Raw genomic sequence first — 12,368 nt, 5'->3', positions numbered from 1 at the left:
GGGGCTCAGAGGCCGCTGTGGAGATACACCTGGCCGAAGACCTGCGCGAGGTTCTTCAGGTCCGTCGCGGCGTCCACCTCGGGGGCGGCCGGGTTGTACAGCGTGGCCAGGCGGGGCCGCACCGAGGTGAGCTTCTTGAGCTCGTCCCAGGTGGTGTTCGCCGCCCACTTCTCGCCGTAGGCCCGGTTGACCTGGCCCTGGTCGTTCTGCCAGCGGGTCCAGAGGGTGACGGTCTCGGCGGCATCGGCCTGGAGCGGGGCGGCGACGCGGTCGGTGATCGACTGGGTGGCCTGCTCGGCGGTGAGCTGCGGGCCGCCGGGGGCGGCGAAGCCGGCGTCCTCGGCGGCGATCTGGCCGTAGGCGTCCCAGGCGCGGGCGCGGACCTGGATCCACTGGTTGCGCTGGGCGTCGGCGGCGGAGATCTGCCAGGTGGCGTACTCGGTGGCCAGGTGGCCGCCGTCGAGGGCGAGCTGGTCGACGAGGCCCTTGGCGAGCCAGCCGCCGACGCGCTCGGGGTCGAGGAGCGGGTACTTCTTGGTCAGCTCGGCCTTGCAGGCGTCGTCGGCGCCGCAGCCGAGGACCGGCACGACGGTGTGGACGGCGAGCTTCTTGCCGGGGGCGGAGTTGCGCAGGGCGGTGGACGCCTCGGTCAGGAAGGCGTCGATCTCGTCGGCGCTCTCGAAGGTGCTGTTGGCGCCGAGCTGGGAGCTGAACCGGACGCCGACGACGCCGGGCTGCACGGCGAGCGCGGCGACCTGCTTGGCGGCCTCGGCGAGCTTGCCGGCCTTGTAGTCGTCGGCGAGCTCGGCGTCGATCCAGATGCGCATGCCGGTCGCGGCGGCGGTCTTGACGCTCTGGCCGGTGGGGCTCTCGGCGGCCTGCTTGGCCTGGGCGGGCGTGACGTTGTCGGGGTCGACGTAGCAGGGCTCGGCGCCCTCGCACTCGGGGGTGCCGCCCTCTTCGGCGCCCTCGGGGAGCGGGTCGCCGATCTCGTGCATCTCGCCGTCACCCTCGCCGCCGCCGGGGCAGACGTTGCCCGGCTGGGTGCAGTCGACGGTGCCCTTGTCCATGGGACCGGAGTCCTTCATGTTCTGGCCGTCGTTGCCGGCCCAGAACCGGGCGATGTCGGCCGCCTCCTCGGGCGTGGCGAGCCAGGTGCAGACGACATAGGCGGGGGCGTCGGCGTCCATCAGGTCGTTGCAACTGCGCGGGTCGTCCTGCGACCAGGCGGGGACGCCGATGCCGAGCAGCGACAGGGTCAGGCCGATGACGAAGATCTGCCTCAGTCTCATGGCGCCTTCCGAGGGGGGTGATCGCCGGGCATATCGCACACTATCGGCCGAATCAGTATCGTTCAATCACATCAACGGGGTTGCTTTACGCCCGTCCTCCACGGCGAGTGCGGGGCTCAGCAAGGGGGAAGAGGCGTGCTCGGGGATCTCGCGCTGCTCCGGGACCGGCGGTTCGCGTTGCTGCTGTCCGCCCGGACGCTCTCGGTGCTGGGCAGCACGTTCGCGCCCGTCGCCCTGGCGTTCGGGGTGCTGCGCCTGCCCGGCGCGACGGCAACCACGCTGTCGGTGGTGCTCACCGCGCAGTCGCTGCCGACCGTGCTGTTACTGCTGTTCGGCGGGGTGATCGCGGACCGGCTGCCGCGCAACCGGGTGATGATGGCCGGCGAGTGGGTGAACGCCGCCGGGTTCGCCGCGCTGGCGGCCATGATGCTGACCGGCTGGACGCCGATGCCCCTCATGGCGGCGGCAGCGGCGGTGACCGGCATGGGGATCGCGGTGATCTTCCCCGCGCTGACCGGCATCATCCCCGAGGTGGTGCCGCCGGAGCGGCTGCAGGCCGGCAACGCGCTGCTGGGCCTGGGCGCGAACGTGTCCCGCGTGGGCGGCGCGGTCCTCGGCGGCGGCACGGTGGTGCTGGTCGGCGGCGGCTGGGCGCTGGCGGTCAGCGCCGGGCTGTACGCGCTGGCCGGCGTGCTCGTCGCGGGCCTGCGGATGACCCGGTCGGAACGTGCCAAGCCCGGCGACTCCGTGCTGGCCGATCTGCGGGAAGGATGGCGCGAGTTCAGGTCCCGGCAGTGGATCTGGGTGGTGGTGGCGCAGTTCTCCGTGCTGGTGATGGCGATCCAGGCCGGTCACGGGGTGCTCGGGCCACTGCTGGCCGAGCAGAGTCTCGGCGGGGCGGCGGCCTGGTCGGCGTTCCTGGCCGGGGAGGGCGTGGGCACGATCGCCGGGGTGGTGGTGTCGCTGCGGCTGCGCCCGCGCCGCCCGATCCTGGTCGGCACCCTGTGCTGCCTGCCGGTGGCGCTGCCGTACTTCTTGCTCGGCGGACAGGCCCCGCTGTGGGCCAGCGTGGCGGGCGCGTTCCTGCTGGGCGTCTGCTTCGACGTGTTCGGGGTGCTGTGGCAGACGACGATGCAGCGGGAGATCCCGCCCGAGTCGCTGTCGCGGGTGAGCTCGTACGACGCGCTCGGCTCGCTGATGTTCGGCCCGGTCGGGCTCATGCTGGCGGGGCCGGTGGCGGAGCGGGTGGGCGCGCCGGCGGCGCTGGTCGGCTGCGGGGTCCTGGTGCTGCTGTCGACGTGCGCGGCGCTGCTGTCCCCCGGGGTGCGCAACCTGCGCGCGCCCGAGCACGCCTCACGTTGAGCCGCTGGTCCGCAGGCCGCGTGCCGGGACCCGCTCGCGCAGGGCGAAGCGGGGCTCCGGCGCGTGGTCGCCGTCCAGGATGCCCGCCACGTACTCTGCCAGCGCGGGGGCGTGCTTGAAGCCGTGGCCGGAGTCGCCGCCGAGCAGCCACACGCCGGGCGACGTCTCGGCGATGATCCACTCGGCGTCGGGCGTGAGCGCGTACTGGCAGACCTGGCTGAACAGCACCGGCGCCGAGACCAGCGACGGGAAGCGGCGGCCCAGGTAGGCGCGGGCGTTCGCGACGCTGGCCTCGTCGACCACGCGCTCGCCGTGTTCGGGCTCGTACGGCCTGCCCTCGGCGTCGGAGGTGGCCTTCATGCCCACGCCGTCAACGTCGCCGTGGCCGTAGGCCGAGGCGCCGTGGTCCACCCAGGCGGGGGTGCCGGGCGTGGTCCAGGCGGCGGGCACGGCGAAGTGCAGCGTGTCCTGCTTGGTCACGGTCATCGGCGCCTGGAACAGCTCGGGCAGCCAGGCGCCGCAGGCCCACACGATCCGGTCGGCGGTGAGCACGTCGCCGCCCACGCGGACGCCGTCCGGGGCGGGGACAGCGCGGGCGCGGACCAGGCGGACGCCGGCCGACACGGCGAGGGCGGCGGTGACCTGGGTGGCGCGGCGGGCGCGCAGCACGCCCGCGTGCGGCTCCCAGAGCAGGAAGCTGAGGTCGTCGCCGCGGAACTCGGGGAAGAACCTGGCGCCGTCGGCGGGGTCCAGCACCTCACACGGGATGTCGAGATTTTTCAGGACCTGGGCGCTGGTGTGCTCCCAGCCGTCCGGCGTCCCGGCGAACCACATCAGGCCCGCCTCGTGATAGAGCGGCTCGCCGGCCCGCTCCTCCAGCCGCCGCCAGCCCTCGCGCGCCCGCCAGGCCATCCGGGCGTACCACTCCTCGGCGCCGTGCGAGCAGCGCAGCAGCCGGGTCTCCCCCGCGCTCGCCTGGCGCACGTGCCCCGGGGTGTGCTGCTCGACCAGCGTCACCGCCCAGCCGGTCTCGGCCAGCCGCAAGGCCAGCGACGATCCCCAGATCCCTGCCCCGACCACAATGACCGATTTCATGGGATTCACGGTGACCGGAAAGCCGGTCCCGCCGCAAGGGTCAGACCACGATGAATGTGACCACGACGCCCGCGCAGTTGCCCGCCACGCAGATGCGCACCGGCACCCGCGTCACGCCCGCCGCCGTCGGCACGCCGCTGATGTTGCCGTCGGGGCCGATCGTGACGCCGTGCGGCAGCGCGTCGTGGTTCGTGACGCTGACGGTCGGCAGCACGCCCGACGGCCCGCCCTTGATCTGGATGCGCCCGGTCAGCGGCCGTCCGGCCGAGCCGGGGAAAGTGAGCACGCCTGGATCCCACGGCACGTTGCGCAGCACGACGAACGTGATCCGCTCCTCGGTGCAGCTCTGGCCTGCGCAGACCTGGACGTGCCCCGCGTACGTGCCCGCGCGGTCGGGCGTGCCGTACAGCCTGCCCGCGGCGTCGACCCCGATGCCGGGCACGAGCTCCGTCGCGGCGCGGAAGGCGACGCCCTTCTCGACGGGCAGGAGCTGACGCGCCACCTCGATGCCCTCGGTGACGTAGAAGGTGTCCTCCACGAGCCGGTCGGACGGGGTCGCCACCGGCAGACCCCGGGCCATGTAGATCGCCTGCGCGCCGTCGGAGGGAAGGGCCGGAAGCAACCCGCACATGGCCAACCCGGCAACCAGGAGTATCCACGTTGACCGCATTTTTACCCCCCGGTGCTTCTGCTCCGTTACGTACCCCTTTCATCGCGTTACGTCACCCTCGGCTCACGCATAGATAATCGTTGTCATGGCCGCCGAATCCGCCCAGACCCTCGAACGCGGGCTGCGCCTGCTGCGCCTGCTCGCCGACGGCAAGGGCGGCCGCACGCCCACCGAGCTGAGCGCCGAGCTGTCGCTGAGCCGGCCCGTGGTGTACCGCCTGCTGACCACGCTGCTCAACGAGGGGTTCGTCCGCCGCGACGCCGAAGGGCGGGTGCACCTGGGGTTCGGCGTGCTCGTGCTGGCGCAGGCCGTGCAGCCGCTGTTGCGCGCGGCGGCGCTGCCCACGCTGCGGCGGCTGGCCGAGCAGGTGGGCGCGACCGCGCACCTGACCGTGGCCGAGGGCGACGACGGGCTCGCGGTGGCCGTGGTCGAGCCGTCGTGGACGGACATGCACGTGGCCTACCGCGAGGGCTCGCGCCATCCGCTGGCCAAAGGCGCGGCCGGGCAGGCGATTCTGGCGGCGCGCGAGGGCCGGGCCGATTATCTCGTCACCGAGGGGCAGTTGCAGGAGGGTGCGCGGGGGATGGCGGCGCCGGTGACGGGGCTGCCCTGGCTGGAGGCGTCCGTCGGGGTGGTGACGTTCGGGCCGCTGCCTCCCTCCACCGGCGCGCAGGTCGTCGAGGCGGCGGCCGGGCTCGCCGACGCGCTGGGTTGACATTGCGGAGGCTATGACGGACGGTTGTTACACATAAAGGACACATGCGTCCGATTAGCGGACAGTTGGTGGAGGAGCGGATGCCGTACTACCGCGTCGTGGGAGAGGTGCCTCGCAAGCGCCACGTCCAGTTCAGGCGGCCCGACGGCGGCCTGTACGCCGAGGAGCTGATGGGCGAGGAAGGCTTCTCGTCCGACTCCTCGCTGCTCTACCACCGCCACCTGCCGACCGCCATCCTCAAGGCCGAGGCCGTCACCCCCGAGATCAGCACGCGGCTCGAGCCCAACCTGCCGCTGTCGCCGCGCCACTTCCGCACCCAGCAGCTCACCAGCGCCGGCGACCTCGTGTCCGGGCGCGTCCTGCTGGCGGGCAACGGCGACGTCCGGTTGTCGTACGCCACCACCGACCGGCCCAGCGAGCTCTACCGCAACTCGATGGGCGACGAGTGCGTGTACGTCCAGGCCGGCCGCGCCCGGTTCGAGTCCACGTACGGGGTGATCGAGGCCGGGCCCGGCGACTACGTCGTCATCCCGACCGGCACCATCCACCGCTGGGTGCCCGACGGGCCCGTCAACGCGCTGGTCATCGCGGCGTCCGGGCACATCAGGCCGCCCAAGCGCTACCTGTCGCAGCACGGCCAGTTCCTGGAGCACGCCCCCTACTGCGAGCGCGACCTGCGCGCCCCCGCCGAGCCGCTGACCGTCGAGGGCGAGGAGGTGCCGGTGCTCGTCCGCACCCGCGGCGGGCTCACCCGGCTGGTCTACCGCAATCACCCGTTCGACGTGGTCGGCTGGGACGGCTGCCTCTACCCGTACGCGTTCAACATCAACGACTTCGAGCCCGTGGTGAAGAAGACGCACGCGCCGCCGCCGGCCCACCAGACGTTCGAGGGCCCCGGCTTCGTCGTGTGCTCGTTCTGCCCCCGGCCGCTCGACTTCCATCCCGAATCCGTGCCGATCCCTTACAACCACCACAACGTGGACTCCGACGAGTTCATGTTCTACGTGGGCGGCGACTACTCCGCGCGCCAGGGCTCCGGCATCGACATCGGCTCGATCTCACTGCACCCGGCCGGATTCACGCACGGGCCGCAGCCCGGCGCGGTCGAGGCGGTCATCGACGCCGTCGCCAAGGGCCTCACGACCACCAACGAGGTGGCGGTGATGGTCGACACCTTCCGCCCGCTCGATCTCGGGCAGGGCGCATTGTCCTGCGAGGACCCCGGATACGCCTGGACCTGGTCACGATGACGCTTTTCACCGCACTCGTCGACGACGCGGGCCTGTTCCCGCCGACGTCGCTGCACATGTCCGAAGCCCTGGCCCGCAACCGGCGCGGCGTCGAGGAGAACGTCGAGGTGCTCACGCACCGCTTCCTGTGCCCGGCCAGCCGGCTCGACCGGCTGCGCGCCGAGGACTGGCAGCCGCGCCGCATCGGGCTGATCAAGGACACGCCCGAGCTGCCGCCCTTCGACGACCTGCCCGTCGACTTCGTCGAGGCAAGGCTGCCCGCCGAGCGCACCGTCGAGGACGTGGCCCGCGAGCTGGACCTGCCGTCGGGGATACGGCTGTTCGTCGAGGTGCCGCCGGGCAAGTTCGTCCCGGACGTGCCCGCCGGGGTGGGGCTGAAGATCCGCTGCGGCGGCGAGGCGGCCGACGCCTTCCCGCCGGTCGAGCAGGTCGCCGCGTTCGTCCGGTTCTGCGTCGAGAACGACATCCCGTTCAAGGCGACCGCCGGGCTGCACCACGCCGTACGGCACTTCGACCCGACGCTCGGCGTGGACCGCTACGGCTTCCTCAACCTGGTGCTGGCCGTGTGCGAGGCCGTCGCGGGCCGCGACCCGGCGCCCGTGCTGCGCTCCACCGACGTGGGCCAGCTCGTGCAGCTCGCGCGCAACGTACCGGAGGAGACCGCGAAGCGGGCCAGGCACCTGCTGGTGAGCTACGGCTCGTGCAGCACCGGCACGCCCGTCGACGACCTGCGGGCCCTGGGACTGATCGAGGAGGAAGCGTGAGCTGGGGAGTGGACAACCTGCCCTACGGGGTGTTCTCACGGCACGGTGAGGCGCCGAGGGTGGGGGTGCGATACGGCGACCGGGTGCTCGACCTGGCGGCCGCGCTGCACGACGAGGTGTTCGCGGCGCCCACGCTCAACCCGTTCATGGCCCGCGGGCGCAGCGCCTGGCACGACACCCGCACGCTCATCCGCAACAAGCTCACCGGCGACCTGGCCATCACCGAGCCGCACCTGGTGCCGCTCGACCAGGTGGAGCTGCACCTGCCGTTCGAGGTGGCCGACTACGTCGACTTCTACTGCTCGATGGAGCACGCGGGCAACCTGGGCCGCATCTTCCGGCCCGGCAGCGAGCCGCTGCTGCCCAACTGGCGGCACCTGCCCGTCGGCTACCACGGCAGGGCGGGCACCGTCGTGGTGTCCGGCACCCCGATCAGGCGGCCGCACGGGCAGCTCGGCGCCGGCTCCTACGGGCCGACCGCCAAGCTCGACATCGAGGCCGAGCTGGGGTTCGTGGTCGGCGTGCCGGGGACCGGCGACTTCGAGGACCACGTGTTCGGGGTGACGCTGGTCAACGACTGGACCGCGCGTGACATCCAGGCCTGGGAGTACGTGCCGCTCGGGCCGTTCCTGGGCAAGTCGTTCGCCACGTCGATCTCGCCGTGGGTCACGCCGCTGGAGGCGCTGCCGCGCGTCCCCGGTCGCGAGCAGGACCCGCCGCCGCTCGACTACCTGCGCCGCAAGGGCGACTGGGGGCTCGACCTGACCATGGAGATCCGGCTCAACGGCGAGGTCGTCTCGCGCCCGCCGTACCGGGACATGTACTGGACGCCGGACCAGATGCTCGCGCACCTGACCTCTGGAGGCGCGCCGCTGCGCACCGGCGACCTGTTCGCCAGCGGCACCGTCTCCGGCGGCCAGGTGGACGAGCGCGGCTCCCTCATCGAGATCACCTGGAACGGCACCGACCCGCTCAAGCTCGCCGGCGGCGACACCAGGACGTTCCTCCAGGACGGCGACACGGTGACGATCAGCGCGATGGCCGGCGACATCTCCTTGGGGGAGGTAACCGGAACTGTCGGATAAGTGACTCGGCGTGCTTGAGCCATGACTCCCCGCTACCCTTGAGGCTCCCCGGTCCCCGGAAAGCAGGAGTGTCATGCTGCGGCGTGCCGCGACGATCTGCGTGGCCGTGCTGCTCGCGGCAGCCGGCTGCGCCTCGGCCGAGCCCCCGCCCCGCCCGCCCGTCGTCCACGTCTCCCCCGCCTTCGACACCAAGCGCGCCCGCCCCGACCAGGGCCTGGTGGTCAGCGCCAAGGGCGGCACGCTCAGCCAGGTGCTCGCGTACGTGTCGGGCGTGCCCGTGCGCGGCACGCTCGACCCCACCCGCACCACCTGGCGCTCCTCCTGGACGCTGAAGCCCGGCGCCGAATACACCGTCACCGTCAAGGCCGCGGGCGCCGAAGGCCCCTCGACGGTGACGATGGGCCGCTTCCGCACCCGCCAGGCCGCCCGCTCCTTCGGCTTGGCCGCCACCACCCCGCAGCCCGGCGAGACCGTCGGCATCGGCATGCCGGTCATCCTCGACTTCGACACGCCCGTCCGCGACAAGGCGGCCGTCGAGCGCGCCCTGGAGGTCCGGGCCGAGCCGCCCGCCGAGGGTGCCTGGAGGTGGATCGACGACACCCGGGCCGTCTACCGGCCCCGGCGGTTCTGGCGGCCCCGCCAGCAAGTCACGGTCACCGCCCATCTGGCCGGCATCCGCCTGGCCCCCGGCGTCTACGGCGTCAGCGACCAGACCTTCGCCTTCACCGTGGGCCGCGCGCAGACCAGCGCCATCGACACCCGCACCCACCAGATGACCGTCCGGCGCGACGGCCGCGTGGTGCAGCGCATGGCCATCAGCGCCGGCATGGCCACCACCCGCGAATACACCACGACCAGCGGCGTCCATCTGACGATGGACAAGGGCAACCCGGTCCGCATGATCTCCCCCGGCCGCTCCGAAGGCGACCCTGATTACTACGACGTCATGATCGACCATGCCGTCCGCATCTCCGACAGCGGCGAGTACGTGCACGCCAAGGACAACGTGTGGGCCCAGGGCCGCGCCAACGTCAGCCACGGCTGCGTCAACGCCCGCCCCGACCAGGCCGCCTGGTTCTACGACACCTCACTGCGCGGCGACCCCGTGACGATCACCGGCACCGACCGCCGGCTCGAATGGGACAACGGATGGGGCTTCTGGCAACTGTCGTGGGAGCAGTGGCTGCGCGGAAGCGCCCTGCGTTCGGCCCCGCCCCTGCCGTAGCGCCGCTTCCGGCATTACGGTGGAACAGGGGGGAACCGGTGCCTGCGCAGGCCCGTTGTCCCTATAGGAGGCCGGAGCATGGATGAATGGATCATCTGGATTATCCTCGCAGTCGTCCTCGGGGTGGCCGAGATCTTCACGCTCACCGCGGCCCTCGGCCTGCTCGGCGTCGCCTCCCTCCTGACCGCGGCGGGCGCCGCGCTCGGCCTGCCCGTCCCGCTCCAGCTGCTGCTGTTCGCCCTCTCGTCCGCGGCCGGCCTGGTCGTGATCCGGCCCATCGCCGCACGTCACATCCGCCAGCCGCAACTGCGCCGCTTCGGCGTCGAAGCCCTCGTCGGCAAGCCCGCCTACGTCCTGTCCGAGGTCACCGGGCGGGACGGCCGCATCCGCATCGGCGGCGAGGAATGGTCGGCCCGCGCCTACGACGAGACCCTCGTGATCCCCACCGGCGCCACCGTCGACGTCATCGAGATCGACGGTGCCACCGCCCTCGTATATCCCCGGGAGTGAGCCATGGATCCGCTGTTGCTCGTCGGCATCTTCGTCATACTCTTCGCGGTGTTCACCGTGCTCAAGGCCGTGCGGATCATCCCGCAGGCGCGGGCGCGCAACGTCGAACGCCTCGGCCGCTACCACCGCACGCTCAAGCCCGGGCTCAACTTCGTCATCCCGTACGTGGACCGCGTCTATCCGATGATCGACCTGCGCGAGCAGGTGGTGTCGTTCCGCCCCCAGCCGGTCATCACCGAGGACAACCTGGTCGTCGAGATCGACACCGTCCTCTACTTCCAGGTCACCGACCCGCGCGCCGCCGCGTACGAGATCGCCAACTACATCCAGGCCGTCGAGCAGCTCACGGTCACCACCCTGCGTAACGTCGTCGGCTCCATGGACCTGGAGAAGACGCTGACCTCCCGCGACACCATCAACAGCCAGTTGCGCGGCGTCCTCGACGAGGCCACCGGCAAGTGGGGCATCCGGGTCAACCGGGTCGAGATCAAGGCCATCGACCCGCCCAAGACCATCAAGGACGCGATGGAGAAGCAGATGCGCGCCGAGCGGGACAAGCGCGCCGCCATCCTCAACGCCGAGGGCCAGCGCCAGTCGCAGATCCTCACCGCCGAGGGTGACAAGCAGAGCAGCATCCTGCGCGCCGAGGGCCAGCGCGCCGCCGCGATCCTCGAAGCCGAGGGCCAGTCGCGCGCCATCGACCAGGTCTTCCAGGCCGTCCACCGCAACGACCCCGACCCCAAGCTGCTCGCCTACCAGTATCTGCAGGTGCTGCCGCAGCTCGCGCAGGGCGAGGGCAACACGTTCTGGGTCATCCCCAGCGAGGTCACCTCGGCCCTCCAGGGCGTCTCCAAGGCCTTCACCGAGGCGCTCCCCCGCTCTGCCGCCACGCGCGAGGAGGCCCCGGAGACGTCGGCCATGGACGAGGAGATCGCCAAGGCGTCCGAAGCCGCCGCCGAGGCCGTCGCCGACGCCCAGGACGCCGAGAACCCCAACGGCCCCCGCCAGCTCACCCAGGCCGCCCAGGAGCCGTCGCCCTTCCCGGGCGTCGACCGCGACACCGCCCCCGCCGACCTGGACGAGCGCCACCGCGAATCCGGCCGCTGACCCGCCCGGCCGCGGGCTCCCGTCAGCGCTGGCCGCCGTCGAAGTAGGCGGCCAGCTCCGGGTCCAGGGACGGCACGTCGTACGGGGCGCCGCCGTCGCGCAGGGACAGGGTGGCCATGTAGCCGGCGGCGACGCTCATGCGGGCCGCCACCGGGGAGGTGTCGGTGACGCCGCCCTCGCGCACGAACCGGCGGAACTCCGCGACGATGTCCAGGTCGGCGCCGCCGTGGCTGCCCTGCGCCTGCGGGACCCGGTAGGCGATGTCGCAGTCGTCGCGGTAGCCGGTGGGGCCGGTGTTCCACACCTTGACGGTGTCGCCGGGGCCGTCGCCGAAGTTCTCCAGGCGGCCTTCGGTGCCGATGACGGTGTAGTTGCGCCAGTAGTCGGGCGTGAAGTGGCACTGCTGGTAGGCGGCGACGACGCCGTTGTCGAGGCGCATGTTCATGACCGAGACGTCCTCGACGTCGACGACGTGGTGGAGGTCGCGGCGGCTGGTGGGCGGCCAGTCGAACTCGCGCAGCCAGCCGTCGGGGCGCGGCGTGCCGGGGGCGCGGCGCGGCAGGTCGCCGTAGAGCGCGAGGTCGCCGAGGGCGTTGACCCGGGTGGTGTAGCCGCCGGCCAGCCAGTGCAGGACGTCGAGGTCGTGGGCGGCCTTCTGCAGCAGCAGGCCGGTGGTGCGGGACCGGTCGGCGTGCCAGTCCTTGAAGTAGTAGTCGCCGCCGTAGGAGACGAAGTGGCGCACCCAGACGGTCTTCGGCTCGCCGATGTCGCCGCGGGCGATGATGTCGCGCATCAGCCGGACGACGCCCATGTGCCGCATGTTGTGGCCCACGTACAGGCGGGTGCCGGTGTCGCGGGCGGCGCGCAGGACGGCGTCGCAGCCCTCGACGGTGATGGCCAGCGGTTTCTCCAGGTAGACGGCCTTGCCCGCCTCCAGGCAGGCGATCGCGATCTCCTCGTGGGTGTCGTCGGGCGTCATCACGATGATCGCGTCGAGGTCGGCGCGGCGGAGCAGGTCGCGGTGGTCCGTGGTGGTCACCGGGTCGCCGAAGCGGGCGGCCTGCTCCTTGAGCGTCGCCGGGTCGGTGTCGCAGACCGCGGCCACCACCGAGCCCCGGCCGGGCTGGTGGGCGGCCACGGCGAGGCTCACGCGCAGGCCGAGGCCGATGACGCCGAATCGCAGGTCTTCCACGGATGCCCCTCTGGTCTTTTTGTGCCTGTAAGTCGGCATTTTTGCACATTAATGCGCACCAAGCGTTGACGATCTCCTGCTCAGCCCGCGTACGCCCTTCA

12 protein-coding genes are annotated in these 12,368 nt (G+C 72.0%); 8 read left to right on the top strand and 4 right to left on the bottom strand.

The window, feature by feature from the left end:
• Positions 1 to 5: 5 nt before the first annotated feature.
• The gene (locus ACWDXC_RS36015) at positions 6 to 1,292 is read right to left on the bottom strand and encodes a hypothetical protein (protein WP_449989764.1); all 1,287 of its coding nucleotides are present in this window, start codon (positions 1,290 to 1,292) and stop codon (positions 6 to 8) included.
• 135 nt (positions 1,293 to 1,427) lie between these two features.
• Here ACWDXC_RS36015 and ACWDXC_RS36010 point away from each other — a divergent pair, with 135 nt between their 5' ends.
• Positions 1,428 to 2,654, top strand: a complete 1,227-nt coding sequence (locus ACWDXC_RS36010; RefSeq protein ID WP_449989761.1) for an MFS transporter — start codon at positions 1,428 to 1,430, stop codon at positions 2,652 to 2,654.
• On the opposite strand, the gene ACWDXC_RS36005 is transcribed toward ACWDXC_RS36010, so the two are convergent.
• Positions 2,646 to 3,749: an NAD(P)/FAD-dependent oxidoreductase gene (locus ACWDXC_RS36005; protein ID WP_449989759.1), complete on the bottom strand. Its 1,104-nt coding sequence runs from the start codon at positions 3,747 to 3,749 to the stop codon at positions 2,646 to 2,648. The genes ACWDXC_RS36010 and ACWDXC_RS36005 overlap by 9 nt on opposite strands.
• 40 nt (positions 3,750 to 3,789) lie before the next feature.
• Positions 3,790 to 4,371: a hypothetical protein gene (locus tag ACWDXC_RS36000; protein ID WP_449989756.1), complete on the bottom strand. Its 582-nt coding sequence runs from the start codon at positions 4,369 to 4,371 to the stop codon at positions 3,790 to 3,792.
• Between the two features lie 133 nt (positions 4,372 to 4,504).
• On the opposite strand from ACWDXC_RS36000, the gene ACWDXC_RS35995 reads away from it, so the two are divergent.
• The 7 genes from ACWDXC_RS35995 (at position 4,505) to ACWDXC_RS35965 (ending at position 11,075) form a co-directional block, all read left to right on the top strand.
• Positions 4,505 to 5,134 (top strand): helix-turn-helix domain-containing protein, encoded by a 630-nt coding sequence (locus ACWDXC_RS35995; protein ID WP_364180620.1) that lies wholly within the window; start codon positions 4,505 to 4,507, stop codon positions 5,132 to 5,134.
• Positions 5,135 to 5,214: 80 nt separating this feature from the next.
• Positions 5,215 to 6,384: a homogentisate 1,2-dioxygenase gene (locus ACWDXC_RS35990; RefSeq protein ID WP_449989980.1), complete on the top strand. Its 1,170-nt coding sequence runs from the start codon at positions 5,215 to 5,217 to the stop codon at positions 6,382 to 6,384.
• The gene (locus tag ACWDXC_RS35985; RefSeq protein ID WP_449989753.1) at positions 6,381 to 7,148 is read left to right on the top strand and encodes a hypothetical protein; all 768 of its coding nucleotides are present in this window, start codon (positions 6,381 to 6,383) and stop codon (positions 7,146 to 7,148) included. The genes ACWDXC_RS35990 and ACWDXC_RS35985 overlap by 4 nt, the downstream gene beginning before the upstream one ends.
• On the top strand, positions 7,145 to 8,233 hold the full coding sequence (locus ACWDXC_RS35980) for a fumarylacetoacetate hydrolase family protein (protein ID WP_364180614.1): 1,089 nt from the start codon (positions 7,145 to 7,147) through the stop codon (positions 8,231 to 8,233). Before ACWDXC_RS35985 ends, ACWDXC_RS35980 begins: the two co-directional genes overlap by 4 nt.
• A 73-nt stretch (positions 8,234 to 8,306) precedes the next feature.
• Positions 8,307 to 9,458 (top strand): L,D-transpeptidase, encoded by a 1,152-nt coding sequence (locus ACWDXC_RS35975; protein ID WP_219506338.1) that lies wholly within the window; start codon positions 8,307 to 8,309, stop codon positions 9,456 to 9,458.
• Positions 9,459 to 9,536: 78 nt separating this feature from the next.
• Positions 9,537 to 9,968, top strand: coding sequence for an NfeD family protein (locus ACWDXC_RS35970; RefSeq protein ID WP_219506337.1), 432 nt, complete (start codon positions 9,537 to 9,539; stop codon positions 9,966 to 9,968).
• Positions 9,969 to 9,971: 3 nt separating this feature from the next.
• Positions 9,972 to 11,075 (top strand): SPFH domain-containing protein, encoded by a 1,104-nt coding sequence (locus ACWDXC_RS35965; protein WP_364180609.1) that lies wholly within the window; start codon positions 9,972 to 9,974, stop codon positions 11,073 to 11,075.
• Positions 11,076 to 11,097: 22 nt separating this feature from the next.
• Here ACWDXC_RS35965 and ACWDXC_RS35960 read toward each other — a convergent pair whose 3' ends face one another.
• Positions 11,098 to 12,267, bottom strand: a complete 1,170-nt coding sequence (locus ACWDXC_RS35960; RefSeq protein WP_449989749.1) for a Gfo/Idh/MocA family protein — start codon at positions 12,265 to 12,267, stop codon at positions 11,098 to 11,100.
• Positions 12,268 to 12,368 lie beyond the last annotated feature (101 nt).

The sequence above is a fragment of the Nonomuraea sp. NPDC003214 genome, from assembly GCF_053590035.1.
The sequence above is the reverse complement of the archived record's forward strand: the minus strand, read 5'-3'. Positions and strand labels throughout refer to the sequence as shown.